Annotated in this window: 26 protein-coding genes and 1 pseudogene; 17 read left to right on the top strand and 10 right to left on the bottom strand. The window is 73.0% G+C overall.

Features of this window, described 5'->3' with window-relative positions:
* Positions 1 to 295: 295 nt before the first annotated feature.
* The 4 genes and pseudogenes from OG494_RS07770 to OG494_RS07755 all read left to right on the top strand — a co-directional run bounded on the left by OG494_RS07770 (position 296) and on the right by OG494_RS07755 (position 2700).
* A complete protein-coding gene (locus OG494_RS07770; RefSeq protein ID WP_328453381.1) occupies positions 296 to 661 on the top strand; it encodes a 3,4-dihydroxy-2-butanone-4-phosphate synthase in 366 nt (121 codons plus the stop codon).
* Positions 661 to 1374 carry an HAD family hydrolase gene (locus OG494_RS07765; RefSeq protein ID WP_328453379.1) on the top strand — a complete coding sequence of 238 codons (714 nt, stop codon included), beginning with the start codon at positions 661 to 663 and terminating at the stop codon, positions 1372 to 1374. Before OG494_RS07770 ends, OG494_RS07765 begins: the two co-directional genes overlap by 1 nt.
* A gap of 83 nt (positions 1375 to 1457) precedes the next feature.
* Positions 1458 to 1562, top strand: a pseudogene (locus OG494_RS07760) (AsnC family protein); the annotation flags it as partial.
* A gap of 142 nt (positions 1563 to 1704) precedes the next feature.
* The gene (locus OG494_RS07755) at positions 1705 to 2700 is read left to right on the top strand and encodes a helix-turn-helix domain-containing protein (RefSeq protein ID WP_328453377.1); all 996 of its coding nucleotides are present in this window, start codon (positions 1705 to 1707) and stop codon (positions 2698 to 2700) included.
* Positions 2701 to 3014: 314 nt separating this feature from the next.
* Here the strand turns inward: OG494_RS07755 and OG494_RS07750 are convergent, their stop codons facing one another.
* Positions 3015 to 3755 carry a D-Ala-D-Ala carboxypeptidase family metallohydrolase gene (locus tag OG494_RS07750; RefSeq protein WP_328453376.1) on the bottom strand — a complete coding sequence of 247 codons (741 nt, stop codon included), beginning with the start codon at positions 3753 to 3755 and terminating at the stop codon, positions 3015 to 3017.
* Between the two features lie 47 nt (positions 3756 to 3802).
* Positions 3803 to 5134: a GH25 family lysozyme gene (locus OG494_RS07745; RefSeq protein ID WP_328453373.1), complete on the bottom strand. Its 1332-nt coding sequence runs from the start codon at positions 5132 to 5134 to the stop codon at positions 3803 to 3805.
* Between the two features lie 284 nt (positions 5135 to 5418).
* On the opposite strand from OG494_RS07745, the gene OG494_RS07740 reads away from it, so the two are divergent.
* The gene (locus OG494_RS07740; protein WP_328453371.1) at positions 5419 to 6996 is read left to right on the top strand and encodes a long-chain-fatty-acid--CoA ligase; all 1578 of its coding nucleotides are present in this window, start codon (positions 5419 to 5421) and stop codon (positions 6994 to 6996) included.
* On the opposite strand, the gene OG494_RS07735 is transcribed toward OG494_RS07740, so the two are convergent.
* The 3 genes from OG494_RS07735 to OG494_RS07725 all read right to left on the bottom strand — a co-directional run bounded on the left by OG494_RS07735 (position 6993) and on the right by OG494_RS07725 (position 10098).
* Positions 6993 to 8189, bottom strand: a complete 1197-nt coding sequence (locus OG494_RS07735; RefSeq protein WP_328453369.1) for an MFS transporter — start codon at positions 8187 to 8189, stop codon at positions 6993 to 6995. The genes OG494_RS07740 and OG494_RS07735 overlap by 4 nt on opposite strands.
* 84 nt (positions 8190 to 8273) lie before the next feature.
* Entirely contained in the window at positions 8274 to 9455 is a 1182-nt protein-coding gene (locus OG494_RS07730; RefSeq protein WP_328453367.1) for an MFS transporter, read from the bottom strand.
* A gap of 40 nt (positions 9456 to 9495) precedes the next feature.
* Complete coding sequence (locus tag OG494_RS07725) at positions 9496 to 10098, bottom strand: hypothetical protein (RefSeq protein WP_328453365.1); 603 nt, start codon at positions 10096 to 10098, stop codon at positions 9496 to 9498.
* 240 nt (positions 10099 to 10338) lie between these two features.
* Between OG494_RS07725 and OG494_RS07720 the strand changes: the two genes are divergently transcribed.
* Genes OG494_RS07720 through OG494_RS07700 form a run of 5 tightly spaced genes read left to right on the top strand, consistent with a single transcriptional unit; the run spans position 10339 to position 15245 of the window.
* On the top strand, positions 10339 to 11250 hold the full coding sequence (locus tag OG494_RS07720) for an ABC transporter ATP-binding protein (protein ID WP_328453363.1): 912 nt from the start codon (positions 10339 to 10341) through the stop codon (positions 11248 to 11250).
* The gene (locus tag OG494_RS07715) at positions 11247 to 12032 is read left to right on the top strand and encodes an ABC transporter permease (RefSeq protein WP_328453362.1); all 786 of its coding nucleotides are present in this window, start codon (positions 11247 to 11249) and stop codon (positions 12030 to 12032) included. Before OG494_RS07720 ends, OG494_RS07715 begins: the two co-directional genes overlap by 4 nt.
* Positions 12032 to 13126 carry a streptophobe family protein gene (locus OG494_RS07710; protein ID WP_328453360.1) on the top strand — a complete coding sequence of 365 codons (1095 nt, stop codon included), beginning with the start codon at positions 12032 to 12034 and terminating at the stop codon, positions 13124 to 13126. Before OG494_RS07715 ends, OG494_RS07710 begins: the two co-directional genes overlap by 1 nt.
* A complete protein-coding gene (locus tag OG494_RS07705) occupies positions 13123 to 13806 on the top strand; it encodes a response regulator transcription factor (protein WP_328458894.1) in 684 nt (227 codons plus the stop codon). The genes OG494_RS07710 and OG494_RS07705 overlap by 4 nt, the downstream gene beginning before the upstream one ends.
* The gene (locus tag OG494_RS07700; protein WP_328453358.1) at positions 13803 to 15245 is read left to right on the top strand and encodes a sensor histidine kinase; all 1443 of its coding nucleotides are present in this window, start codon (positions 13803 to 13805) and stop codon (positions 15243 to 15245) included. The genes OG494_RS07705 and OG494_RS07700 overlap by 4 nt, the downstream gene beginning before the upstream one ends.
* Before the next feature lie 15 nt (positions 15246 to 15260).
* On the opposite strand, the gene OG494_RS07695 is transcribed toward OG494_RS07700, so the two are convergent.
* The 3 genes from OG494_RS07695 to OG494_RS07685 all read right to left on the bottom strand — a co-directional run bounded on the left by OG494_RS07695 (position 15261) and on the right by OG494_RS07685 (position 17191).
* Positions 15261 to 15836 (bottom strand): TetR/AcrR family transcriptional regulator, encoded by a 576-nt coding sequence (locus OG494_RS07695; RefSeq protein WP_328453356.1) that lies wholly within the window; start codon positions 15834 to 15836, stop codon positions 15261 to 15263.
* Complete coding sequence (locus tag OG494_RS07690; RefSeq protein ID WP_328453354.1) at positions 15829 to 16665, bottom strand: alpha/beta fold hydrolase; 837 nt, start codon at positions 16663 to 16665, stop codon at positions 15829 to 15831. The genes OG494_RS07695 and OG494_RS07690 overlap by 8 nt, the downstream gene beginning before the upstream one ends.
* Before the next feature lie 151 nt (positions 16666 to 16816).
* Positions 16817 to 17191 carry a winged helix-turn-helix transcriptional regulator gene (locus tag OG494_RS07685; protein ID WP_328453352.1) on the bottom strand — a complete coding sequence of 125 codons (375 nt, stop codon included), beginning with the start codon at positions 17189 to 17191 and terminating at the stop codon, positions 16817 to 16819.
* Positions 17192 to 17268: 77 nt separating this feature from the next.
* Between OG494_RS07685 and OG494_RS07680 the strand changes: the two genes are divergently transcribed.
* The 4 genes from OG494_RS07680 to OG494_RS07665 all read left to right on the top strand — a co-directional run bounded on the left by OG494_RS07680 (position 17269) and on the right by OG494_RS07665 (position 20321).
* Complete coding sequence (locus OG494_RS07680; protein ID WP_328453350.1) at positions 17269 to 18195, top strand: NADP-dependent oxidoreductase; 927 nt, start codon at positions 17269 to 17271, stop codon at positions 18193 to 18195.
* A 192-nt stretch (positions 18196 to 18387) separates the two neighbouring features.
* Complete coding sequence (locus tag OG494_RS07675) at positions 18388 to 18783, top strand: HPF/RaiA family ribosome-associated protein (RefSeq protein WP_328453348.1); 396 nt, start codon at positions 18388 to 18390, stop codon at positions 18781 to 18783.
* Positions 18784 to 19029: 246 nt separating this feature from the next.
* A complete protein-coding gene (locus OG494_RS07670) occupies positions 19030 to 19440 on the top strand; it encodes a VOC family protein (protein WP_328453346.1) in 411 nt (136 codons plus the stop codon).
* Positions 19441 to 19544: 104 nt separating this feature from the next.
* Complete coding sequence (locus OG494_RS07665; RefSeq protein WP_328453344.1) at positions 19545 to 20321, top strand: hypothetical protein; 777 nt, start codon at positions 19545 to 19547, stop codon at positions 20319 to 20321.
* A gap of 39 nt (positions 20322 to 20360) precedes the next feature.
* Here OG494_RS07665 and OG494_RS07660 read toward each other — a convergent pair whose 3' ends face one another.
* Both OG494_RS07660 and OG494_RS07655 read right to left on the bottom strand, forming a co-directional pair.
* Positions 20361 to 21209: an SCO6745 family protein gene (locus OG494_RS07660; protein ID WP_328453342.1), complete on the bottom strand. Its 849-nt coding sequence runs from the start codon at positions 21207 to 21209 to the stop codon at positions 20361 to 20363.
* A gap of 358 nt (positions 21210 to 21567) precedes the next feature.
* On the bottom strand, positions 21568 to 22341 hold the full coding sequence (locus OG494_RS07655; RefSeq protein WP_328453340.1) for an IclR family transcriptional regulator: 774 nt from the start codon (positions 22339 to 22341) through the stop codon (positions 21568 to 21570).
* Between the two features lie 152 nt (positions 22342 to 22493).
* On the opposite strand from OG494_RS07655, the gene OG494_RS07650 reads away from it, so the two are divergent.
* The 3 genes from OG494_RS07650 to OG494_RS07640 are packed head-to-tail and all read left to right on the top strand — an operon-like array spanning position 22494 to position 24855.
* Positions 22494 to 23429 carry a hydroxymethylglutaryl-CoA lyase gene (locus OG494_RS07650; protein WP_328453338.1) on the top strand — a complete coding sequence of 312 codons (936 nt, stop codon included), beginning with the start codon at positions 22494 to 22496 and terminating at the stop codon, positions 23427 to 23429.
* A gap of 11 nt (positions 23430 to 23440) precedes the next feature.
* On the top strand, positions 23441 to 24193 hold the full coding sequence (locus OG494_RS07645) for a CoA transferase subunit A (RefSeq protein WP_328453336.1): 753 nt from the start codon (positions 23441 to 23443) through the stop codon (positions 24191 to 24193).
* Entirely contained in the window at positions 24190 to 24855 is a 666-nt protein-coding gene (locus tag OG494_RS07640) for a 3-oxoacid CoA-transferase subunit B (protein ID WP_328453334.1), read from the top strand. The genes OG494_RS07645 and OG494_RS07640 overlap by 4 nt, the downstream gene beginning before the upstream one ends.
* Positions 24856 to 24884: the final 29 nt, after the last annotated feature.

Below are 24884 nucleotides of genomic sequence, written 5' to 3'. Positions count from 1 at the left end.
GGGACGGCGGCGAAGGACCAGGGCGCCGGCGCCCGGCCGCGGCGGTCCGCTGTGCGCGCCGGTTCGCTGGAGGTCATGCCCGCCAGTCAACCCAGCGCGCCGTTGCCGGCACGTATGCGCTTTTTGATATGCCCGCAACAAGTTACCGACCGGTACTGCGCGGGACTGCCGCGGCGTTCACTGGTTCGGGTTGCCGACCGGACTTCGGAGTGCGCGGCGCGCCCCGGCGTGTCGATCATGAAGGGCACCTGATCCGAGGTTCGCGCCCGGCCCGGCACCCCCGAAAGGACCGACTGTGAGTCTCGCCGTTCCCGCGCAGGCGCTCGCGTTCTCCATGCGCCACACCAATGGCCTCCTCTGTGCGCCGATGGCCGCCGAGCTCGCCGACCGGCTGCGCCTGCTCGCCGACTCCGCCACCACACCCGGCCTCCTCTGCCGGCCGGGACACGTCTTCCCGCTGCGCGCCCGCCCCGGCGGCCTCGCCGAGCGACGCGGCCGCACGGAAGCCGCGGTCGAGCCGATGCGCCGGCGCGGCCTCGCGCCGGTCGCCGTGATCAGGGAGGTGTGCAACGACGACGGCCGCGTCGCCCGGCCGCGTGCCCTGGCCGACCGGCGGTGGCCGAAGGTCGTGTCCATCGAGCAGATCGCGGCGGCCCGCTGATGCTCGCCGCCACCGTCTTCGACCTCGACGGGACCCTGGCCGACAGCGCGACGACGTGGACCCTGGTCATCGGCACCGTCGCCGCCCGCCACGGCCACGCGTGGACCCGCGACGACCGGACCGCGATCCAAGGCACCGGCACCACGCACTGGAGCGGCTACCTCGCCGACCGCTGCCCGGACCTCACGCCGGAATCCGCCGTCGCCGAATGTGTCGAAGGCATGGTCGCCGCCGTCGAGTTCGGCCGGTTCGGCCTGCTCCCCGGCGCCGCGCGGCTGGTCACCGCCGCGGCCGAGCGGGGCCCGGTCGGTCTCGTGTCGGCCTCCCCCGGGCGCTACGTCCGGGCGGCGGTCACCGCGTCGGGCCTCGCCCGGCACCTGCGCACGATCGTCACCGGTGACGACGTCGCGCACGGCAAACCCGCACCGGACCCGTACCTCCTGGCCGCGCACCGCCTCGGCGTGCCGCCGCACCGGTGCCTCGCCGTCGAGAACTCCGGTTCCGGCATCCGCTCGGCGCACACGGCCGGCATGACCGTGCTGGCCATCCCCCACGCCGCGACCGCCCTCGACCACGACGTCCTCGAGCTCGCCGCCCACCGCGCCCCGGACGCCCGGACCGCCACCGGCACCGTGCTTTCCCTGATCGGGGTGCCCGGGCACGAGCCGGCCACCGCGGAACTCTTCGCACGGCACCCGGCCGTCGCCCCCTAGCCGATCGTGGACCCGGTCAGCCGCGTGGTTCTCCCGGTCCGGCCGGAGATCGGCGACCTCGGCGAACGCGTCGAGCAACCGCGTTGTACCGGTACCTGACGACCCGCGTGGCGGCGTTGCCGGCGATCACGCACATCGAGACGGCGCCCGTGATCCGGACCGTCAAGCAGGCCGCGAACCAGCCGTAGCGCGGGAAACGCCGGGCGCCCCCACCCGGGCGGGCCGTAATCCGCCGTGTGGCCCAATCCGCCGGAATCCGACCGGCGCCCGGCGGTACGGTGCTAGCTTCCCCTCCGTCATCCGCCGCCCGAGCGAGGTGTACCAGCGATCGTGACCCCGCAGACGGACAAGTTCGCCGCCTACCTGCGCATGTTGAAGGACCGCAACGGGCAGGGCTACGAACGGCTCGGCCGGCAGGCCGGGGCCAGTGGCTCCAGCCTGCACCGGTACTGCTCGGGCAAGAGCGTGCCCGCCGACTACCGCGTGGTCCACTCGTTCGCCAAGGTCTGCGGCGCGTCCGCGGACGAACTGCGCGAACTGCACCAGCTGTGGGCCCTGGCCGACGCCGGCCGGGTCGACGAGGCGCCGCCGGGGCACGTCGAGCCGCCGGCCGCGGCGCCGGCCCCCGGTGAGGACGCCGCGTCGCCGGTCGGGTGGTCGCCACGCAGGCGCGGGTACGCGGCGGTGGCCATCGCGATCGTGGCCCTGCTGGCGGGCGGCCTGGTCTGGGTCACCGCCGCCGGCTCCGAACAGGCCCCCGGCCGGTACGCCGACCGGGTGCTGTTCTCCCCGGCCTGCCAGCCGCCGGTGAGCATGGGCCAGCACGACGAGTGCGTCACCGAGGTGCAGAACCTGCTGGTCGCGGCCCAGGGGCGGCTCTCGGTCGACGGCTCGTTCGGCCCCGAGACACTGCGCCGGGTCACCGCGTTCCAGATCATGGCCGGCCTGCCCGCTCGCGGCGTCGTCGACGAAGCCACCAAGAACGCGCTCTACGACCACCGGACCAGCCTCGCGGGCTGGTCGGCGGCGATGGTGGAGCAGCGGATCCGGGCCGTGTTCACCGAAGCGCCGGACACCGCGGTCGCGATCGCCCGCTGCGCGTCCTTCCTCGATCCGCTGTGGGTGCTGCCGAACACGAACGGCAGCCGCAACTGGGGGATCTTCCAGATCTCCGACAGCCGCCTGCTCGACCTGGGCGGCACACCGCGGCAGGCGTTCGACCCGGCCTGGAACATCGACGCGGCGCACCGCCTGTGGAGCGCGCGCCACGACTTCCACGACTGGCCGTCCTGCTCGGCGGCCCTCCAGAACCCCCTGACGCACTGAGCCTCCTGCCGATGCTGCCGGCAAATCCCGCTTCCGCAGTCTGCCGCGGCCCTCGTGAGTGTTTAGGGCGGTTAGAACCGCCCTAAACACTCACGACCAGCCGCGGCAGACCGCTCACCGGCACCTCGCCACGAAGTCGCCAGCAGCACCCTCCGCCGTATCGAGCCCGCTGCCGTATTGCGTCTCGGGAGGGCGAAGCCCGCGCCCGCCAGGCCGGGGAGGGGCCGGGGGACGCGGGCTTCGCGGCACGGTCCGGGGATCCCCCCGACGCCGGAAACCCCCCAGGGTTTCCGGCGTCCGGCCCCGGCCGAGGGTCAGACCGTCCCGTTCTCCCACCACCACGCGCGACCGAGGTCGGCCCGGCTGTCCACGTGCTGGTGATCGGTGTTGTAGGTCTCCAGGCCGGAGAACCCGCTGGTCTCGGCCTTCTGGTAGACGGTCTTGTTGGCCACGCCCGGCACGTCCAGGTCGGCCGCGGTGCCGTACATGTGCATGCTGTCGCTGGCGCCGCCGATCTCCGCGTTGTGCGCGATGCTGCGGAACCCGGAGTTCACCGTGATCGCCTTGTTCCCGAGCTTCTTGCGCACCGCCTCCAGCTTGTACATGCAGCGGCGGGCGTTCTCCTTGGCGGTGGCCGCGCTGACCTTGCCGCCGTTGAAGGTCCCGCTCACCCGGTCGGTGAACTCGCTGAAGTTGAAGTGCGCGGTGGACCCGTCGCTCTGCTCCAGCGCGTTGAGCGCGGCCTGGGTGGCCGGGCCGGCCTCGCCGTCCGCGCCCAGGCCGTACGCCGCCTGGAACCGGCGGACCGCCGCGGCCGTGCCGGGGCCGAACTCGCCGTCGATCGAGACCCGGCTGTGGCTGGGAGAGTCGGCCGCCCAGCCCGCGACCCGGATCTGGAGCTCGGTCACGTCGGCGCCGGTGCTGCCCTCCGCGAGGGTGCGGGACCACGGGTAAGCCTGGGCGACACCCGGCAGCAGCAACGGGCTGACCGCCAAGGCCGTGCCGATCACCGCCGCGCTGCGGAGCAGCGTGCGGCGGCTCATGGGGAGACTCATTCTCGTCCTTTCCTAGCGGGATTTCGGGCGGGATTTCGGGCCGGGATTCAGCGGTTGGCGAGCTGGTCGAGCGCGGCCTGGGTGCCGTTGAAGACGTCGCCGGTCGCCGGCGCGGGGATGCCGTCGGCGATAGCGGCGTCGGTGTACTGCCACATCAGCCAGGTGCTCGACCCGGCGGGCAGGGCCGGCTGCGTGACGGACTGGCGGTAGTCGGCGAGCTGCATCGGATAGGCGGCGAACGCCGTGGTGCCGCCCAGGCACGCGTCCAGGAACGACTTCTGGGTGTAGATGATCGGGGTCCGGCCGAACGCCGCGGCCACCTTGTCCAGCCAGGCCTTGGCGTCGGCGACGGTGACGTACGGCGGGCAGCCGCCGGAGCCGTCGTCCTTCCACTCCAGGTCGAACACGGGCGGCAGGTCACCGGCGCGCTTGCCGGTGTACCCGGTGGCCCGCACCGCGGCGATGAACCGGTCCGCCTGCGCGCCGCCGGTGCCCGCCGTGGTGCCGGTGTAGAAGTGGTACGGCCCCACGGCCAGGCCGGCGTTGCGGGCGGCGGGCAGGTCCGTGGCCAGGTACTCGTCGGTGACGTTCAGGCCGCGGGTCGCCTTGACGGTCGCGAACTCGACGCCGGACGCCTTCACCGCGCCCCAGTTGATCGGCGCGCCGCCGGGGTGCTGGTACTTCGCCGTGTCCACGCCGTCGATCGGGTGCCCGGCGGGTTTCGGTGGCACGCAGTAGGTGTTGCGGCTGGACCAGTCGGCGACCTTCGACCAGGTGGTGGGCCCGGCGACGCCGTCGGCACTGGCGTTGACGCAGTGCTGGAACTGGATCACCCGGTTGCGGGTGCCGTCCCCGAAGCTGCCGTCCACCGTCAGCGGCGGGTAGTGGCCGGGTTCCATGGCGAGGTTCAGCCGGCACTGCAGTTCTTCGACGTCCACGCCGGTGGACCCGCTCTGCAGCGTCGGGCGGGCGGTGGACAGGCCGCACACGACGCTCTGCGCGGTGCCCGCCGTGCCCTGGGTGGCGCACTTCTTCGGCCGCGCGGCCCACGAGTTCAGCGCGGCCCACGTGTTCGGCCCGATCTCGCCGTCGACGCCCAACGCGGCGCACGCCTGGAACACGCGCACCCGGGCGTCGGTCGCCGGGCCGAAGGAGCCGTCCGCGCCGATGGGTGTGTACTTGCTCGCCTTGGTCGCCAGGTTCAGTTCACACTGGGCCTCGGCGACCTCGGTGCCGGTCGCCCCCTGTTTCAAGGTGGGCTGGGAGCTGGTGTGCCCGCACACCGCGACGGGTGCGGCCGCGGCGGTGGTGATGGCCGTGGCGGCGGTCGCGGCGGGGAACACCAGCAGCACCGCGACGGCCAGAGCGAGTCTTTGCATGGCGAGCAGGCTGGCAGCGGTCACCCCCGCCGGTCGCCGGTCGGCGGCCGACTCGGGACGCCGGGACAGTCCCACCCCACCGGACCAGCGGGAACGCCACCCCCGTGGGACACCGCTGGGACGCCCGCTGTGCCGGACGCCGTGCAAGCGCCACGAGAGCGGACGTATAGTTCGTTATACGAACGGGTCGGCACGGGGCTCACCGGCACGGTGGCCCCGCGACGATCACCGTGGTAGAAATAGAACGTGTTTCAGTTCTGCCCACGGTGCCGGGAGGTCCGCGGATGAGCGTCCCGACCGTGACCGAGCTGCTGCTGGCCCGCGCCGGAGACGAGCGCCCGGGCCTGCGGTTCGAGGACGAGACCTGCACCTGGGCCGAGCACGTCCGGGCGTCGGCACGCCGCGCGGCCGAGCTGCGGGAGGCGGTGGATTGGGACAAACCGCCGCACGTCGGCGTTCTGGCCGACAACGTGCCGGCGTTCTCCGTCCTCCTGGGTGCCTGCGCGTTCGCCGGGGCGGTGCTGGTCGGGCTCAACCCCACCCGCCGCGGGGAAGCCCTCGCGCGGGACGTCCGGCTCGCCGACTGCCAGTTCGTGCTCGCCGAGCGGAAGTACCGGCCCCTCCTGAAGGGACTGGACCTCGGCGGGATCGACGTGCGGGACCTCGAGTCACCGCCGACGGCGAACGCGCCGCTCGATCCCGTGCCCGCGGCGGCGGACGACCTGCTCATGCTGATCTTCACCTCGGGCACCAGCGGCGACCCGAAGGCCGTGCGCTGCACCCACGGCAAGATCGCGTTTCCCGGCGCGATGCTCGCCCGGCGCTTCGGGCTGTCCGCCTCGGACACCGTCTACGTCACGATGCCGCTGTTCCACTCCAACGCCATCATGGCCGGCTGGGCGGTCGGGCTCGCGGCGGGCGCGGGCATCGCCCTGCGCCGCCGGTTCTCCGCCTCCGGCTTCCTGCCCGACGTGCGGAAGTTCGGTGCGACCTACGCCAACTACGTCGGCAAACCGCTGTCCTACGTGGTCGCCACTCCCCCGGGTCCGGACGACGCGGACAACCCCCTGCGCCTCGTCTACGGCAACGAAGGAGCGAGCGCCGACCTGGCCGCGTTCGAGAAGCGGTTCGGCTGCAAGGTCGTCGACGCGTTCGGCTCCACCGAGGGCGGTGTGGGGTTCGCCCGCACCGACGACACCCCGCCCGGCTCGCTGGGCCGGCCGGCCGACGACGTGGCCATCGTGCACCCGCACACCGGCCGGCCGTGCCCACCCGCCGAATTCGGTCCCGACGGCCGGCTGGTCAACGCCGAGGAGGCCGTCGGCGAACTGGTCAACACCACCGGCGCCGGCTGGTTCGCCGGGTACTACCGCGACCCCGGGGCCGACGCGGAACGGCTGCGCGGCGGCCGGTTCCACACCGGTGACCTCGCCTACGCCGACGCCGACGGGTTCTGCTTCTTCGCCGGGCGGCTCGGCGACTGGCTGCGCGTCGACGGGGAGAACCTCGGCACCGCGCCGATCGAGCGGATCCTGCTGCGCCACCCCGCGATCGTCGACACCGCCGTCTACGCGGTGCCCGACCCGGTGACCGGGGACCAGGTGATGGCCGCCATCGTCACCGACGGCACCCCCGTGGACCCCGCCGGGTTCGGCCGGTTCCTCGCCGGTCAGCCGGATCTCGGGCCCAAACAGGTGCCCCGGTACGTGCGCACGGTCCGGGAACTGCCGCGGACGTCGACGTTCAAGGTCGTCAAGCGGCGGCTTTCCGCCGAGGGCCTGGACTGCTCCGACGTGATCTGGGAGCGCGCGGGGCAGGACATCGCCTACACCACCGTGTCCGCCGCGAAACGCCCCGGCTAAGGACCGGGGCGCTGCGGTCGCGGGATCCACCGCCACAACGCCCCGGCCGCGGCGAACCCGACCAGGCCGCTCGCCACGATTCCGGCGCCGAGGCCGGCCAGCGCGGTCACCGCGGACAGGATCAGGGGCCCGACCCCGGAGCCGATGTCCGAGAGCTCGTTCCAGATGGCGATGTGGGTGGGCCGCCCCACCCGGGGTGACACGTCGGCGCCGAGCGTCATCACGATGCCCGACCCGATGCCGTTGCCGAACCCCATCACCATGGCCGCCACCGTCAGCGCGACCGCGCCGCTCGCGAACGGCATGGCGACGAAGGAAACGCCCAGCACGAGCGTCGCGGGCACGGCCACCCACCGCCGGCCGTGGCGGTCCATCACCTTCCCGGCCGGGTAGAACGTCAGCGCGTCGACGGCGCCGGCGAGGCCGTAGACGATCGAGCCGGCCGTCGGCGACAGCCCGATGTGCGCCGCCCACAGCGGCACCACGGTCTGGCGGGTCTGCCGGATCGCCGACAGCAACAGGACCCCGGCGCCCAGCGTCGCGTACACCCGCCAGCGCTGCCGGAGCATCCCCCGCGTCGTGACGGCGGACGCGTCCGCCCGGTCGCCGGCGCTGACCTGCAGGTCGGGCACACGGAACACCAGAGCGCCCCCCGCCACGATCGCGGCCAGGCTCACGTAGTACGCGCCCGGCAGCCCGGCGAACTGCATCGCCCCGGCCCCGGCGAACGGCCCGAGGAACACGCCGACGCGCATGCTCCCGCCCAGCGTCGACAACGCCCTGGCCCGCATGTGCGCCGGCACGATCTCGGTCAGGTACGACTGGCGGGCCAGGCTGTAGACCGCGCTCGCCGCCCCGATCAGCAGGATCCCGCAGCCGTAGAGCAGCAGCGACCACGGCCCGCGGCCCAGGTCGACCAGGCAGGTCAGGACGCCTGCGACCATCACGGCCGCCGCCAGGAGCATCGACCGGCGTTCGCCGAACCGGGTCGCCAGCATCCCGGCCGGGATGTTCGCGACCAGGGACCCGACGCCGAGCAGCGCGGCGATCAGCGCGGCCGTGGAGGTGCTCGCCCCGCGGTCGATCGCGCTCAGCACGACGACCGGCAGCACGGCTCCCTCGGACAGCCCGAACAGGGCCGCCGGCCCGTACGCCGCCACGGCGACCGAGCGCAGGCGAAAGTCGTCAACCATCTCCGTGCATCATGCGTGACCGACCCGGGCGGCCGGCCGCCGGAGTGATCAATGTCGCGTCGGCCGGCGACGCCGGTCCGCGCGTCAGGCCCCGACGTCGGGGATCTCCCGCGGGGGCCGCAGCGGGACCTCGGGGATGATGCCCCGCCGGGGCCGGAGCGGGAACCGGTACGGGAACGGGATCACCGTGGCCCGACGCGACACCGAGAGGTGCCCGCTGAGCACCTGGCCGAGCAGGATCGCCAGCACCAGCAGCAACGGCATCCGCCAGCCACCGGTGTGCGTGTGCAGCCAGCCGCACGCCAGCACCCCGAAGCCGGCGACCACGTACCCCACTCCCTGGACCACCGCGGACAGCGAGAGCGAGCCTTCCTTGCTGCGCAACGAGATCGTCGTCAGGACGAACGCCAGCGACCCCATGCCCATGCCGGTCGCCGCGGCCCACACCCAGGGCGCGGCCGCCGGCGCGACGAGCAGGCCGGCCACGCCGATGACGTTGGGCGCGGCGAGGACGACGACGAGCAGGGTCTGGTTGCGCCACCTGCGGGTCCAGCCCGGCACCAGCCACATCATCGGCAGCCCCATGGCCATCGACACCGCGAGACACGCGCCCGCGGTCGTGGGCGAGACACCCCCGTCACGCAGGATCCCGGGGAGCCAGCCCATGACCAGGAACGTCACCGTCGAGATGAGTCCGAAGTGGAGGGTCAGGGCCCGCGCCCGCACCGGCCCGGAGGCCCGCCGCGGCGCCACGAACTCGCCGGGCGTGCGCCGCCACACCCGGTGGGACAGCAAGGCCACGAACGCCCACAGGCCCAGGCCGACCCGCCACGACGACGACAGCACCGCGACGGGGGTGATCAGTGCCCCGGCCGTGCTGCCCAGCCCGAGCCCGAGCGGGTAGGCCGCGGATCCCTTGGCCAGCAGCGGTAGCACGGTGCCGAGCACGGCGATGGACAGGCACGCCAGCGCCGTCCCGACCAGCAGCGGGATCGGGCCGCCGAGGACCCGCCCGAGCAACGCCCCCGCCAGCCCGATCAGGGACAAGGTGACGGTCCGGTGGGTTCCGGCGCGGCCGCACAACCACGGGGTCGCCCAGCCGCCGAGACCGATCGCCCACAGGGGCAGGGCCACGAGGACCGCGGCGACCAGGGAACCGGCGACCGAGATGTCCGGCAGGGCCGCGCCCAGGCTGGTCACGGCCGGCCGCAGGTTCAACGCCAAGATGAAGATCACGACGGTGGAAACCGTGGTGGCACGGGACATCGCTCCTCCTGGGCCTTGAGGTCCGGAGCGTCGAGCTCCGTCAAGCCGTGCTTCGCGACATGAGTGAGTCAGCCATCCGTCTTCGACGTATGCAGGGAATTCCGTTGTCGTTCACTTCGTGACGGCGCATCGGCACCACCGAACGGATCGGCAGGCCGCGGCCATCCCCGGGTACCGCTTTCCGATCGGCACCCCGGACCGGCCGGAGGGTCGATTCGACGAGGCGGGGATTCCGCCTGGATGACGGGAAAGCCGGGCGGCGGCAGGATTCTCGACCATCACCCGAGACGTTTTCGCCCGGCCCGCACGCATTCTGGACGGGTCGGACGACTACGCGGCATTTCAGCCGCGCGGAATAGCGTTCGTTGAGCTGTTCGCCGATGGCGAGAACACCACCGTGGGTTTCCTCCGGAATCAATTTACCCGGAGTGAACGGTACAAAACCAGATCCCGGGCATGACACGTAGGTTGCGGTTGAGTAACCGGTATCGCCCGATCGGGCACGGAGTGTGACCGAGGCCCGGTCGACGTGGTCAATCGTGACCTCGGACGGGTGCAGACCGCCGTCCGTCCGGGTCGCGAAACCGGTGCCGGGCACCACGCCGTGTGCGTTCGCGGCCCGGTCGTCCTCCGGATTCCGCACGCCATCGAACAATTCGACGCGGTGGATGTCGGTGAAGAGGCTTCCCGACCCTCCGAATAAGCGGAGACCACGAGGGGTCAGTCCGCGGCGCCCGGGCCTTCACCGCGCCGCCACACTGAGCCCCCGAGCGTTTCGATTCCTTGTGGACGCACGGCGCGGCCTCCACCGTGGACGCCGGATTCACAGAGTTCTCCCAGAAGCTCTCAGGAACCGGTCGGATCGGCCGGTCACGCTCACCCCATGACCACGATCGACGTACGGGGCCTGACCAAGCGGTACGGGCCCGACACCGTGGTGGACGACCTCTCGTTCACCGTCGAACCCGGGCAGGTGACCGGGTTCCTCGGACCGAACGGCGCCGGCAAGTCCACGACCATGAAGATGATCCTGGGCCTGGCGGCACCGACCCGGGGCTCGGCCACCATCGGCGGCCGCCGCCACCGGGACCTTCCCGTGCCGCTCACCGAAGTGGGCGCGCTGCTCGACGCCGGGGCCGTCCACGGCGGCCGGAAGGCCCACGACCACCTGCTGGCCCTCGCCGTGAGCAACGGCCTGCCCCGGCGCCGGGTCGGCGAGGTGCTCGCGCGGACCGGGCTGGAGGACGTCGCCGGCAAGCGGGCCGGCGGGTTCTCCCTCGGCATGCGGCAGCGCCTCGGCATCGCGGCGGCCCTGCTCGGCGACCCGCGGGTGCTGATCTTCGACGAGCCGGTCAACGGCCTCGACCCCGAAGGGATCCGCTGGATCCGGGACTTCATGCGGTCCCTCGCCCGCGACGGCCGCGCGGTGCTCGTGTCCAGCCACCTCATGAGCGAGATGGCGCAGACCGCCGACCACCTGGTCGTCATCGGCCGCGGCCGGCTCATCGCCGACACCGGCGTCGGGGAGCTGATGCGCGCGAGCGGTGCGGGCACCGTGCTCGTCCGCACGCCCGACCCGGGTTTCGCGCTGCGGCTCACCGCCGCCGGAGCCACGGTGCGGGACGGCCTCGAGTCCTCGCTCGTCGTCTCCGGCCTGTCGAGCACGGAGATCGGCAAGCTCGCCGCCTACCACGGCGTCGCGCTCGGTGAGCTCACCCCGCAGCGCGCCTCGCTGGAGGACGCCTTCATGGAACTGACCAAGGACAGCGTCGAGTACCAGGGGGTCGCCGGATGAACGCGTTCACCCACACCGTCCGCACCGTTCATGCGGAATGGATCAAGCTCCGCAGCCTGCGCTCCACCTGGTTCACCCTGGCGTGCCTGTTCGTGGCCGGGCTCGGCATCACCGCCCTGACCGCGAACGCCGCCGGCAAGGGGTACGCGAGCGCGACGCTCGCGGACCAGCAGGCGTGGGACCCGGCCGGGCGCAGCCTGATGTCGTACGTCGTCGCCCAGCTGGTCGTCGGGGTACTCGGCATCCTGGTCGTCACCGCGGAGTTCGCGACCGGGCTGATGCAGACGACGCTCATCGCCACCCCGCGCCGGCACCGGACGCTGGTGGCCAAGGTGATGGTGGCCGCGGCGGTCGCCCTCGTGGCCGGCCAGGCGCTGATGTTCGCCGCCTTCTTCCTCGGCCAGGCCGTCTTCGCCCTGCAGGACGCGCCGAACGCGGGCCTCGGCGATCCCGGCGTGCTCTCCGCGGTGACGGGCGGCGGCGTCTACCTGACGGCGATCGCGCTGCTCGCGGTCGGTCTCGGCGTGCTCGCAAGGGCCACGGCGGGCGCGTTCGCCACCCTGGTGGGCATCGTCTTCCTGATCCCCGGGATCGCGGGGGCGTTCCCCGGGTGGCTCCAGGGTCTCTTCCGCTACTGGCCGACGCTGGGCGCGGCCGAGGTCCTCAAGACGGTGCCCGATCCCGGGTTCCCGCACCCGTGGCTGAACCTCGGCGGGCTGTGTCTCGGCGTCGCCGCTGTGCTGGCCGTCGCGTTCGCCGTCTTCCGGCGCCGGGACGTCTGATGCGGGACGTCCGCCGGGGCCTGGGCGCGGCGGCCGCCGCCCTGCTCGTCATGGCGGCCATCGCGCTGGCCGCCCTGCTGCTGCTCGGCGCCGGGCGGTTCGGCGACCTCACGGCGCTGACGGCGACGGTTGTCGCGCTGGCCGTGGGCGGCTCGGCGGACGTCGTCGCGACCCCGTCCGGCGCGCTGCCGGTCACCGTGCACGGCGCCGTCGACGTCCTGCCGCTGGGTGTCTCCCTGGCGGGCGCGGTGGTGCTCGGGGCTCTGGTGCTGCGGCACGGCCGGGACGGGCTGGCCGTCCGTGCCACGAGCGCGGCCGTCGCCGTTGTGGTCGGTCTGGCCGCGATCTCCCTGCTGTCAAAGGGAAATCTGGCTCTTCGGATGCCGGGCGATTCGGGCGGTGGGTCGGTGTGCGGAGCGGGCACGGGCGCGGCATCGCGGTTGGGCGGAGCGGTCGACGCCGGGTTCTCCGCGGCCTTCCTGCCGACGGTGGCGGCTGCGGCGGTCTGGGCGCTCGTGGTCGCCGGGTCGTGCGCGCTCGCCGGGCGGTTCCCGGCCGTCGTGCCGGGATTACGTTGGGCCGCAATGGCATTCGGGGTGCTCACCGCCTGCGGCGTGCTCGTCGCGGGGGTGTTCGGCGGCGCGGCGGCGGCCGGAATCGTCCTGCTCGCCCTGCCGCAGGCGGTGGCCGGCGCGCTGGTGCTCGGGCTCGGCGTGCCGTGGACGGTGACGTCCGGCGGCGTGCTTTCCTGTGCTGTCCACGGGATCGAGCCGGGTGGCGCCTGGATCTGGGTGCCGGTGGTGGTGCTGACGGCCTGCGCCGTCGTCGTCGCCACGCGGTCCGGCTCCGGTGGCTTGTTACGCCGCGCCGGGGTGTTCGCCGCGGTGACGGGTGGTGCGCTGGCGGTCGTGACGCTGCTGTCCCGGGTTTCCGTCGACCTCGGCGTCACGGCGTTCGGGCTGCCGATCCCGGTCCTCGACGGGAGGCTGTCCGCGAATCCTCTGCTCGCGCTGGCGGCCGGCGCGGTGGCGGGGTTCGCGAGCGGCCTGCTCGCCGGCGCGATCTCCGTATCCTCGCGGGCATGGAAGCGATGACGTCCGGGCGGCTGCTGGTGGTCGACGACGAAGCCACCGTCCGCGAGCTGCTCTCCGCCGCGCTGCGGTTCGCCGGTTTCGAGGTGACCTCCGCGGCGACGGCGGGCGAAGCCGTCGCCGCGGCCACCGCGCAGCCGCCCGACCTGGTGCTGCTCGACGTCATGCTGCCGGACATGGACGGCTTCGAGGTCGTCCGGCGGCTGCGCGAGCGGCACGCCCCGGTGCCCGTCCTGTTCCTCACCGCGCGCGACCGCCAGGCCGACAAGGTCACCGGCCTGTCCCTCGGCGCCGACGACTACGTGACCAAACCGTTCGACCTGGCGGAGCTGATCGCGCGGATCCGCGCGATCCTCCGCCGGACCACCGGTCAGCTCGCCGGCGTGCTGACGGTGGGCGCCCTCGCCCTCGACGTCGAGGGGCACCAGGTGACGCGGGACGGGCGGCCCGTGCGCGTCTCCGCCACCGAGTTCCGGCTGCTGCACTACCTGATGGAGAACGCCGGGCGCGTGGTGTCGAAGGCGCAGATCCTCGACCGCGTGTGGCGCTACGACTTCGGCGGCGACGCCAGCATCGTCGACACCTACATCTCTTACCTGCGCCGGAAAGCCGACACCGGGGAGCCCAAGCTGATCCACACCGTGCACGGCGTGGGCTACGTGCTGCGGGAGCCCCGGCGGTGAAGCGGCTTTCGTTGCGGGCCAGGCTGTTGCTGCTCACCGCCGGGCTGCTGCTGGCCGGGCTGGGCCTGATCGGCGCGGTCGTCTCCGACCACGTGGAGCGCTACCAGCTCGACCGCCTCGACGGTCAGCTGGGCTCCCTGACCGGGCTGATCTCGCGGGTGCCGGCCGCCGGGCCGCCGGGGCTCGAGAACACGAACGCGCGGCCCGAACTCCTCGATCCCGCCCTCGACCTGTTCGGCACGCCGTACCTGGTGTACCTGGACGCCGACGGCTCGGTCGCCGGCGGCATCCACTCCACCCGCCTCGACACCGCCGCGCTGCCGGCCGACAGCGCGCTGCGCGCCGTGCCCGCCGACGGGACCGCGGTGGATCTGCCGGCCGCCGACGGCTCGGGACGCTGGCGCGCCGTCGCCCGGCCGACCGTCGGCTGGAACGGGACGGTCCTCGCGGCCGCGCCGCGCGCCGAAGCCGACGCCACGATCGCCCAGCTCCGCTCGAGCAGCCTGATCGGCGGCGCCGTGCTGCTGGTCCTGCTGACCGCGGTCGGCTGGTTCGCCCTCGGCCGGGGGCTGCGGCCGCTGCGCCGGATCGAGCACACGGCGGCCGCGATCGCCGAAGGCGACCTCACTCGCCGCGTGCCCGTCCTCGCGTCGCCCGGGACGGAGATCGGGCACCTCGCGGCCTCGCTCAACACGATGCTCGGCCAGCTCGAACGGGCCTTCGCCGACCGGTCCGCGTCCGAAGCCCGGATGCGCGAGTTCGTCTCCGACGTCAGCCACGAGCTGCGCACGCCGCTGTTCGGCATCAAGGGTTCCACCGAGCTCTACCGGATGGGGGCGCTGCCGGGACGGGCCGACGTCGACGAGGTGATGAGCCGCATCGACCGCGACGCCACCCGGCTCACCGCCCTCACCGAGGACCTGCTCCTGCTCGCCCAGCTCGACGACGCGCCCGAAGGGCAGCTCGACCGGGCGCCGATGGACCTGCGCACCCTCGCCGGCGACGCCCGGCACGACCTGCGCGCCCTCGACCCGGCCCGGCCGGTCGAGCTCACCGGACCGGGCGGCACCGGCTTGCCCGGCCCGGCACCGGTCCACGCCGACGAGGCGCGGCTGCGGCAGGTCGTCACCAACCTGGTGGGCAACGCCGCCGCCCACACCCCGCCGGGCACCGCGGTCCGCATCGGCGTCGGCACGGCCGGCGGCCGGGCGGTGCTCGAAGTCGCGGACCAGGGCCCGGGCCTGACCGCCGCGCAGGCGGGCCGCGTCTTCGACCGCTTCTACCGCGCCGACCGGGCCCGCACCCGTTCGGGCGGCGCCGACGCCGGCCTCGGCCTGGCGATCGCGCGCTCCCTGGCCCGGGCCCACGGCGGCGACGTCGAGCTGGAGACCGCCGTGGGTGAAGGCGCGTGTTTCCGGCTCACACTGCCGCTGCCGTGAGCGCCGGCGGTGACCTCAGGGCGTGTCGCCCAAGGCCCGCAGGCCGCGGTCGACGAAGTCGATCATCCAGGTGAAGGTGGCGTCCACGTCGACGGCGATCTGGAACCCGCTCGCTTCCTCCAGGGTGGCGAACCCGTGCAGGACGGTGCGCACCAGCCGCAACGCGTGGACCTCTTGGGCGGGGTCGATCCGGTACCCGTGCAGCATCGCCGCCCAGGACGCGAGCACCTGGTCGCCCGCGGCGACGAGCGGGTCGCCGGGTCCGGTCGCGCGAGCCGCGTTGGCCGCCGCGTACCTGCCGGGGTGTGCCTTGACGTAACCGCGCATCGCTTGCGCGCCGGCGGCGAGGGCTTCGCTGCCGGACCGGCCCTGGGTCGCGTCGCGGATGGCGGCGGAGACCTCGGTCATGGCCTGGACGGCGATGCGGTGGGCGAGCTCGGCCTGGCTGCTGACGTGCTTGTAGAGCGACGGTGTCCGGACCCCGAGCCGCTCGGCGAGCAGGCCCATGCTGAGCTGGGCGAACCCGACCTCGTCGACCAGCGCGGCGCCGCCTTCGGTGACCGCCGCCGGGGTCAGCCCGGCCCTAGGCACGGGCGAGCGTCCGGTCCAGGAAGGGCAGGGTCAGCTCGGCGACCCGCTCGGGCGCCTGGACGTGCGGGTAGTGCCCGGCGCCGTCGACGACCACCAGTTCCCCGAGACCCCGCGGCAGATCGGCGAGGATCTTCTCGCCCTCGGCGCGCGGGTCGGCCCAGTCCGGGTCGAGGCTGCCCTCGACGATCAGGACCGGGCACCGGAGGTTCGGCAGCTGCTTCCCGGCGTCGGCCGGGCTGGTCTTGCACATGGCCCGCAATGCTTCCATGCGGCCCGGCTCGCTCAGCTTCGCCTCGATGCGGGCCAGTTCGGCGTCCCAGTCGGCGGGTTTGACCGGCAGCGCGACGTCGAGGTACTTCTTCCAGTTCGCCACCTTGCCCCGCATGATGACCTGCGCCATCTGGGTGTAGCCGGCCCGGAAGCGCTTCACCCGCAGCAGCCCGCCGAGGTCGAACGACTGCGCGCGGGTGAACGGCGCCAGCTCGACGACCCCGGCGATCAGCTCGGGCGCGACGGCGGCCGCGATGGTCGCGGCGCCCCCGCTGATCGACTGCCCGACGAGCACGGCCGGCCCGCCGAGGTGCCGGACGAGGGTGACCAGGTCACCGGCGATGTCGGTGCGGCTGTAGCCGTCCCAGCCGAGGCCGGAGTCACCGCACCCGCGGATGTCGACGTTCGCGACCCGGTACCCCGCCGCGGCCAGGGCCGGGGCGAGGAACCGGTAGGAGTGGCGGCTGTCGCCGATGCCGTGCGCCAGCACGACGAGCGGCCCCTCCCCCGTCAGGTCGTAGGCGATGGTGTTGCCGGCGATGCTCAGGTGCTCGGTCATGACGTTCTCCCCGCGTTGGCTAACTTCGATAGCTTTAAGCTAGTGACATTAGCCAACGGTGTCAACAACCGGTCCGCCGGGTTTCACGACTGGTAGTGCTGCGCGAGGCCGAGCCAGGACAACGACCGTCGCTGTCCGGTGCCCCAGGGCCTCAGTCGCCCTGGGCGACCGGCTCGGCGTCGAGTGCGTCGAGCACGGCCTCGCCGTTCGCCCTCGCCCACTCGGTCAGCACGTGGATCGGCTCGATCAGCGTCGCTCCGAGCGAGGTGAGCTCGTACTCGACGCGGGGCGGCACCTCGGCGTAGGCGTGGCGGCGGATCAGTCCGTGCGCCTCGAGCCGCCGGAGGGTCTGGGTGAGCACCTTGCGGGAGATGCCGCCGATCAGCGCGACCAGCTCGCCGTGGCGCACCGGGCCCTGGCTGAGGCCGTAGAGCACGACCGCCGTCCACTTGTCGGCGATCAGGTCGAGCGCCAGCCGCGCCGGGCAGTCGGCGAGAAAGAGATCGCCGGAACCGAAACCGCTCATGGAACCAAAGGTACCTGGCGGTTCCCATGGGAAACCTAGCCTGGGTTTGTCGCCCGAGAAAGAGAGCCAGGAGAATCATGCGAGTCATCACCCAGCAGAAGCTCGGCGGTCCCGAGGTGCTCACCGTCGTGGACGCGCCCGCACCCCGGGCAATCCCGACCGAAGTGCTCGTCCGGGTCAAGGCGATCGGGCTGAACCCGCTCGAAGCGCGCCTGCGGGCCGGCGAATTCCCGCTGCTCGGCCGGCCGCCGTTCACCCTCGGCTGGGACATCAGCGGTGTGGTCGAAGAGGCGCAGGCGTGGCGGTTCCGGCCCGGCGACGAAGTGTTCGGCATGCCGCTGTTCCCCCGGGCGGCCAACGCGTACGCCGAATTCGTGTCGGCGCCGGCACTGCACCTGACCCGCAAACCGGCGTCGCTGTCGCACGTCGAGGCGTCGGCGCTACCGGTAGTCGGGTTGACGGCGTGGCAGGGCCTCGTCGACATCGCCGGCGTGACCGCGGGCGACCGCGTCCTGATCCACGGCGGTGGCGGCGGGGTCGGCCACGTCGCGATCCAGCTCGCGAAAGCGCTCGGCGCGCACGTGATCGCGACGGCCAGTACGGGCAAACGGGAGTTCGTCGAGGGATTCGGCGCCGACGAGGTGATCGACTACACGGCGGTCGACTTCGCCGAGGCGGTCCGCGACATCGACGTCGTGCTCGACACGATCGGCGGTGACACCGCCGGGCGGTCGCTGGGTGTGCTCCGCCCGGGAGGCCACCTGGTGACGGCGGTCGCCGAGGAGGACGCGGAGCTCGCCGCCGAGTTCGAGGCGGCCGGCCGGCGCTTCAGCGGGATCGGGGTCGACCCCGACCCCGTTGCCCTGCGCGGGCTCGCCGACCTCGTCGAGCAGGGCAAGCTCCGGGTCCACGTGCAGGAGACGTTCCCGTTCGAGCGCGTCGCCGACGCCCACCGGCTGCTCGAGCGCGGCCACCTGCGGGGCAAGCTCGTCCTCACCGTGTGATCCGCGTGCTCGAGTGCGTTGCCGTCGGTTCGTCCCCGTCATCGCGCTCCATCGCCTCACCGCGTCCCTCGCCGCTCCCGGCCTTCGGACGAGAATCAGCGCGGCGGAAAACACGCACGGCAATGCGGCACCGGGTTTGAGCCGGCCGCCCCGGTGGTACTGCAGGAGTTCATCGCTGTCCCGCTTTGGAGGGTGCTCGTGCAGATCCAGGTCAACACCGACCACAACATCCACGGTGGCGAAGGACTGGCCACCTATGTGACGACCGACCTGGAGAACGCCCTCTCCCGGTTCGGCGGCTGGTTGACCCGGGTGGAGGTGCACCTCAGCGAAGACGGAGGCAGCAAGCCGGAGGACAAGAAGTGCGTGATCGAGGCCCGGCCGGGCGGCAAGCAACCGGTCGCGGTCACCCACCACGCGGCGACCGTGGACGACGCCTACGCCGGCGCGGCGCACAAGCTGGGCCGAGTGCTGGACACCCAGTACACCCGCGCCCACGACCACAAGGGCAGCGACAGCATCCGCCACATGCCCGCCCCGGAGGACCCGGACCAGGTCGGCGCCATCGAGGCCGAGCCGCGGGCCTGATCAGGGCCAGGCCCCCGGGCACGCCGGGAGCGCCGTCCCGGCACGGCGGTGAAGACCTGCCACGGGCGAGGTGATCCCGGCCCCGCGGCGGCGCCTTCCCCGGCGAGCCCGGGCACCACGGCCGGAACGACGGTTCGCCGACGGGCAGGAGCTCACCCCGTCCGGCACCCGGGCCGCCGGTTCCCCTCCGGGAGCCGGCGGCCCGTCGCCGTCCGGGTACGCGGGATCGCGGCTAGCGTGACCGCCATGGACATCACCATCCACACGACGGTCCTCCCCCACGACGACCCGGACGCCTCGCTGGCGTTCTACCGCGACGTCCTCGGCTTCGAGGTCCGCAGCGACGTCGGGAAGGGCACGATGCGCTGGATCGCGGTCGGCCCGCCCGGGCAGCCCGGCACGTCCCTCCTCCTGGCACCCCCGGGCGCCGACCCCGGCATCACCGACGTCGAGCGCCGCACCATCACCGAGATGATGGCGAAGGGCACCTTCGGCTGGATCATGCTCGCCACCCCCGACCTCGATGCCACCTTCGAGAAGGTGCAGGCCGCGGGCGCCGAGGTCGTCCAGGAGCCGATCGAGCAGCCGTACGGCGTCCGCGACAGCGCCTTCCGCGATCCCGCCGGCAACCTGATCCGCATCCAGGAACTGCGCTGAGCCCGTTCCCGGTGTCGACGGATTGTCGACGCGCTCTGTAACCGTGACCCCAGCCGGGCTTCCCGCCGACGAAGACCGGCGCGGAACTCCCGGACGGAGGGCACATGCGCACCATGTACGACGCCGTGACGGCGACGCACATCCCGCTCACCGCGGCCATGGTCGCCGGCTACATCGACAAGATCAGGCTCGAGCCCTGGACCGACGCCGACTGGGCCCGGTTCCCGGACGCGGTGAAGGTCGAGATCGTCAAGAAGGCGACGACGAACGCCGGGCACGTGCTCGACGTCGAGCCCGGTGACGCCCGGCCCGAGCAGGCCCCCGGCTGGGTGCGGCTGCGCCGCGCCGCCGGAGCCGATCCGACGGTCTACTGCAACGCGTCCACCTGGCCGGCCGTGCGCGCCGCCTTCCGCGCGGCGGGAGTCGCCGAGCCGCACTACTGGATCGCCCGGTTCGACGGCGATCCCGCGATCCCGGCCGGCGCGGTCGCCAAGCAGTACCGCGGCGACGTCGCGCCGGGCTACGACCTCTCGTCGGTCGCCGACCACTGGCCCGGCGTCGACCCCGAACCCCGGCCCACGACAACGGAAGAAGGTCTTGCCGTGCTGACTCCCGCCGCCGACGACGACTACGTCTCGATCCCGTGCAACGGCAAGGGCAGCTTGTTCGTCGCCGCCCACTTCGGCCGCAAGGTCACCGCGATCGAGATCTGGGCGATCGGCGACAGCCCCGCCGACCCGGCCAAGTCCCGCGCGACGTTCGTCGGCGGCGGCTTCGCGTTCGACCCGGACCGGCCGGGCCCGATCCGGCTCCCGGCCAACACCCGGACGGTGAACCTCCGCTACAAGGCGGATCACTCGTTCACCGGCTGGTGCAGCTGACGACCGCGGTTTCGGCGGCCGCTGCGCTACGACGTCCCGCTACTGCCTCGCGAGGGCCCAGGGCATGAGTTCCTTCGCGAGCGCGCGGCTGTACGGGCGGACCAGTGTCTGCAGTTCCGCGCAGGCGGACTCGCCGATGTGCGCGTAGGGAATCACGCTGTTCTCGTCGGTCGCCGTCTCGATTTCCGCTCGGCGGGCCGTGCCGGTGGGTGTGAACGTCAGGTCGGCGTCGCCGGTGAGCCAGTCCCGCTCGCGGAGGCCGGCGACGGCCCGGTTCCAGTCCTCTTCGGACCACGACCGGGAAGTGCGCAGGGTTTCGGCGGGGACCGCACCGGAAGCGGCGTGGGTGACGAGGGCTTCGATGCCGCGCAGACCGGCCGTCAGCAGGGCGGCGATGTGCGCGTCGCCGCGGTACTCCCGAAGCAGGGTTTGTGCGTGCCACAGAACGAGATGCGGCTCGGTGGGCCACGGCAGGGACGCATGGGCGGCGAAGAGCGGCCGGCCGGTGACGTCGCCGGTGACGGCCTCGGCGGCCTCGCGCAGGAGAGTGGCGGCCCGGCGCATCTCGGGCGAGGTGATCGCGTCACCCAGCACGGCGCGCAGGGCCCGGTCGGCCGCGGCGTAGCGCGCGGCGAGGACGGCGGCCGGGTCGGTGGTGGACCAGGCGGTGGTGATCGACTCCCGGACGAGGACGGGGTTGAAGTTGTAGAAGGTCGCGACCACGACCGGCGCCGGCACCGCGCCGAGCGCCGCCGACCTCGACGCGAAGTACCCGGCACGCCCGGTGAGCCCGAGTTCCTCGTAGGCGGCCGCCGCTTCCGGGGCGAAGTAGATCATTCCGTGGTAGGGCTCGAGGAATCGCCAGGTCTGCCGCGCCGCTTCGATCACGCGGCCAACATACCATCCGGTCGGTACGGCGTGGGCCGTCCAGCGGTGGCCACGAAGCCGGTCGAGAGCGAACCCGAGCGACACCAGCACAAAGCCGGCGATCGGCCACCGCCGGGGGGATACCAGTCCACGCCGGCGCGCCACAGCTTCGAGTCCCGCTAGAGGCTGACCACAGGGGCAGCTTGTTCCGACCGGGAACCAGCCACTTCCCCCGCTTCACCGGGCCCACAACCGGCCGACGGTGTCGGGGAAACGGTTGCGGCATAAGCGAACTCCCCGTTCGACATGGCAGCGAATGCACCAGAAATCAGGGTCCGGGCACAGGGCGCTGTCCGGCGGCAGGCCGGCGCGGAAGGGCTCAGCTGCCCATCCGGGCTTGCAGGGCCTTGGTCAACCGGTGTGCTTCGTCGAGCAGCAGAGCGCCGAGCTCGGGACGTCGGTCGTCGCGGAAGCGGGACTCGACGCCGGTCAGGGTCAAGGCCCAGGCGGGCTCGCCGGCCTGGTCGAACACGGCCGCGGCCATCCCCCAGCTGCCCTCGACGACGAGCCCCGGGTTGACGGCGTAACCGAGTTCGCGGGTGCGGGCGATCCGCTCGCGGACCGCCTCCGCCCGGTGCTGCGGGCCCCACTGGGGCGTGAGGTCCGTCCGGCCGAGGTAGTCGTCGATTTCGCGGTCCTGCAGCATGGCCAGCACGACCTGGCCGGCGGAGACGACGCCGAGCGGGAACCGGGCGCCTTCGAAGAGCACGAACGAGCGGATCGGGAACGCGCCGTCCTCGCGCAGCAGGCACACCGTTTCCTCGCCGCGGCGGGCGGAGAAGAACGCGCTCTCGCCGGTCGCGGCGGCGAGGCGGTGGACGCTGGCGCGGGCGTGCCGGGTGACGTCGTAGCGGTTCGCGGCGACTCCGCCGAGCAGGTACAGCTCCGGTCCGAGGAACCACTGCCCGCTGCGCTGGTCCCGGTCCACGTAACCCTCGTCGGCCAGCGCCACGAGCAGCCGGTGGGTGGTCGGGCGGGCCAGCGCGCTCGCCCGCGCGATCTCGGAGGTCGACGCGCCGTCGCGCTGCGCGGCCGACAGCGCCCGCAGGACCGCGGCGATCCGGCCGATCACGGTCGAGGGAGGAGCGGTCATGCCACCGATCCTACGTTCACTCAGTGAACGCTCTCGCCGTGATTGCCCGCCAGCCGAGAACTTCCGGCCGCGAGACCAGCAGGTGGTTGACGGGCTGTCGCCCGCCGCCGTTGACTGCGGCGGCGTTCACTGAACAGACGACAGGAGCGGTCTTGGACTTCGGCGTCACACCTTTCGACGGCCTCCCGCTGCCGCCCCGGGTGACCATCTGCGAGGTCGGCCCCCGGGACGGCCTGCAGAACGAGGCCACCGTGCTGCCGGTCGCGGTCAAGGCCGAGTTCGTCGAGCGCCTGGTCGACGCGGGCCACACGATCGTGGAGACGACGAGCTTCGTGCACCCGAAGTGGGTGCCGCAGCTCGCCGACGCCGACGAGCTGCTCCGGGCGATCACCGTCGCCCCCGGCGTGCGCTACCCCGTGCTGGTGCCGAACCTGCGCGGCCTCGAGCGCGCGCTCGACCTGGGCGTCCGTGACATCGCGGTGTTCGGCAGCGTCACCGAGACGTTCTCCCGGCGCAACCTCAACCGCACGGTCGGCGAGTCCCTCGAGATGTTCGCCCCGGTCGTCGCCCGCGCCCGGGAGGCCGGGATCGGCGTGCGCGGCTACCTGTCGATGTGCTTCGGCGACCCGTGGGAGGGCGAGGTTCCCGTCCTGCGCGTCCTGGACGTCGCCACCCGCATGCGCGCGCTGGGGTGCACCGAGCTCAGCCTCGGCGACACCATCGGCGTCGCCACCCCCGGCCGGGTCGCGGCCGTGCTCGACGCCCTGATCGCGGCCGCCATCCCGGTCGACTCGATCGCCGTGCACTTCCACGACACCTACGGCCAGGCGCTGGCCAACACCCTGACCGCGCTGCGCAAGGGCGTCACCCTCGTCGACGCGTCCGCCGGCGGCCTGGGCGGCTGCCCGTTCGCGGGCAGCGCCACCGGCAACCTCGCCACCGAGGACCTGCTCTGGCAGCTGCACGGGCTCGGCATCGAAACCGGCGTCGACCTGCGGAAGCTGGTCGACACCAGCGTCTGGCTGGCCGAGCGCCTCGGCCGGCCCAGCCCGTCCCGCACCGTCACGGCACTCGCCGGCACTTCCTGAGGAGAACAGGCATGGACAAAGTCGTCACCGCCGAACAGGCCTTGACCGGGATCGCCGAGGGCGCGTCGCTCGCCGTCGGCGGGTTCGGTCTCTGCGGCATCCCGACCACCTTGATCGAGACCCTGTACCAGCTGGGCGTCGGCGACCTGCGTGTCGTGTCGAACAACTGCGGGGTCGACGACTGGGGGCTCGGGATCCTGCTGGCCGCCCGGCGGATCAGCCGCGTCACCGGGTCCTACGTCGGGGAGAACAAGGAGTTCGCCCGCCAGTACCTCGGCGGCGAGCTCGAGGTCGAGCTCTGCCCGCAGGGCACGCTCGCCGAGCGCCTGCGCGCCGGCGGGTGCGGCATCCCGGCGTTCTTCACCCCGGCGGGCGTGGGCAGCCAGATCGCCGACGGCGGACTGCCGTGGCGCTACGCGGCCGACGGCTCGGTCGCGGTCGCGTCACCCCCCAAGGAAACCCGGGAGTTCGGCGGCATCGCGCACGTTCTCGAGGAGGCCATCATCACGGACTTCGCGCTCGTCTCGGCGGCGAAGGGCGACCGGCACGGCAACCTCGTGTTCGAGAAGTCCGCGCAGAACTTCAACCCGCTGTGCGCGATGGCCGGCCGGATCACCGTCGCCGAGGTCCAGGAGCTGGTCGAACCCGGCGAGCTCGACCCGGCCGAAGTGCACCTGCCGGGCGTGTTCGTCCAGCGCGTCGTGCACGCGCCGAACCTCGAAAAACGCATCGAAAAGACGACCGTGACGGAGGTCGGGCGATGAGCCTCACCCGTGCCCAGATGGCCGCGCGCGCGGCCGCCGAACTGCGTGACGGCGAGTACGTCAACCTCGGCATCGGCCTGCCGACGCTGATCCCCGGCTACCTGCCCGAAGACGTGCACGTGGTGCTGCACAGCGAAAACGGCATCCTCGGCACCGGCCCCTACCCGGCGCCCGGCGCGGTCGACCCGGACCTGATCAACGCCGGCAAGGAAACCGTGACGGTCCGCCCGGGCGCGTCGTTCTTCGACTCCGCGCTCTCGTTCGGCATCATCCGCGGCGGCCACCTCGACGTCGCCGTCCTGGGCGCGATGCAGGTCTCCGAACGCGGCGACCTGTCGAACTGGGCCGTGCCCGGCAAGATGGTCAAGGGCATGGGCGGCGCGATGGACCTCGTCCACGGCGCCCGGCGGGTCATCGTGCTGATGGAGCACACCGCCAAGGACGGCTCCCCGAAGATCCTGCGCGAGAACACCCTGCCCTACACCGGGCTCGGCGTGGTGAACCGGATCATCACCGACCTCGCCGTCATCGACGTGACGGCCGAAGGCCTCGTCCTGGCCGAGACGGCGCCCGGGGTCACCGAGGACGAGGTCCGCACGGCCACGGACGCGCCGCTGCGGGTCGTGCCGGCCCGGCCACCGGGCAGCGTGTCACGCGTCTGAGGTCCGTCGGCGGGCGCCACGAACACGCG

Origin of the sequence: Amycolatopsis sp. NBC_00438 (genome assembly GCF_036026695.1) — a bacterium.
In the GTDB taxonomy this organism is placed as follows: Bacteria; Actinomycetota; Actinomycetes; order Mycobacteriales; family Pseudonocardiaceae; genus Amycolatopsis.
Note: the sequence above shows the minus strand (reverse complement) of the source record. Positions and strands in the feature narration are given on the sequence as shown.

What these genes read in the sequence shown, in the direction of transcription:
- OG494_RS07765 (WP_328453379.1), top strand. Translation starts at nt 661, where the DNA reads ATGCTCGCCGCCACCGTCTTCGACCTCGACGGGACCCTGGCCGACAGC.
- OG494_RS07750 (WP_328453376.1), bottom strand. Translation starts at nt 3,755, where the DNA reads ATGAGTCTCCCCATGAGCCGCCGCACGCTGCTCCGCAGCGCGGCGGTG.
- OG494_RS07745 (WP_328453373.1), bottom strand. Translation starts at nt 5,134, where the DNA reads ATGCAAAGACTCGCTCTGGCCGTCGCGGTGCTGCTGGTGTTCCCCGCC.
- OG494_RS07740 (WP_328453371.1), top strand. Translation starts at nt 5,419, where the DNA reads ATGAGCGTCCCGACCGTGACCGAGCTGCTGCTGGCCCGCGCCGGAGAC.
- OG494_RS07735 (WP_328453369.1), bottom strand. Translation starts at nt 8,189, where the DNA reads ATGGTTGACGACTTTCGCCTGCGCTCGGTCGCCGTGGCGGCGTACGGG.
- OG494_RS07730 (WP_328453367.1), bottom strand. Translation starts at nt 9,455, where the DNA reads ATGTCCCGTGCCACCACGGTTTCCACCGTCGTGATCTTCATCTTGGCG.
- OG494_RS07720 (WP_328453363.1), top strand. Translation starts at nt 10,339, where the DNA reads ATGACCACGATCGACGTACGGGGCCTGACCAAGCGGTACGGGCCCGAC.
- OG494_RS07715 (WP_328453362.1), top strand. Translation starts at nt 11,247, where the DNA reads ATGAACGCGTTCACCCACACCGTCCGCACCGTTCATGCGGAATGGATC.
- OG494_RS07710 (WP_328453360.1), top strand. Translation starts at nt 12,032, where the DNA reads ATGCGGGACGTCCGCCGGGGCCTGGGCGCGGCGGCCGCCGCCCTGCTC.
- OG494_RS07705 (WP_328458894.1), top strand. Translation starts at nt 13,123, where the DNA reads ATGACGTCCGGGCGGCTGCTGGTGGTCGACGACGAAGCCACCGTCCGC.
- OG494_RS07690 (WP_328453354.1), bottom strand. Translation starts at nt 16,665, where the DNA reads ATGACCGAGCACCTGAGCATCGCCGGCAACACCATCGCCTACGACCTG.
- OG494_RS07685 (WP_328453352.1), bottom strand. Translation starts at nt 17,191, where the DNA reads ATGAGCGGTTTCGGTTCCGGCGATCTCTTTCTCGCCGACTGCCCGGCG.
- OG494_RS07680 (WP_328453350.1), top strand. Translation starts at nt 17,269, where the DNA reads ATGCGAGTCATCACCCAGCAGAAGCTCGGCGGTCCCGAGGTGCTCACC.
- OG494_RS07670 (WP_328453346.1), top strand. Translation starts at nt 19,030, where the DNA reads ATGGACATCACCATCCACACGACGGTCCTCCCCCACGACGACCCGGAC.
- OG494_RS07665 (WP_328453344.1), top strand. Translation starts at nt 19,545, where the DNA reads ATGCGCACCATGTACGACGCCGTGACGGCGACGCACATCCCGCTCACC.
- OG494_RS07655 (WP_328453340.1), bottom strand. Translation starts at nt 22,341, where the DNA reads ATGACCGCTCCTCCCTCGACCGTGATCGGCCGGATCGCCGCGGTCCTG.
- OG494_RS07645 (WP_328453336.1), top strand. Translation starts at nt 23,441, where the DNA reads ATGGACAAAGTCGTCACCGCCGAACAGGCCTTGACCGGGATCGCCGAG.
- OG494_RS07640 (WP_328453334.1), top strand. Translation starts at nt 24,190, where the DNA reads ATGAGCCTCACCCGTGCCCAGATGGCCGCGCGCGCGGCCGCCGAACTG.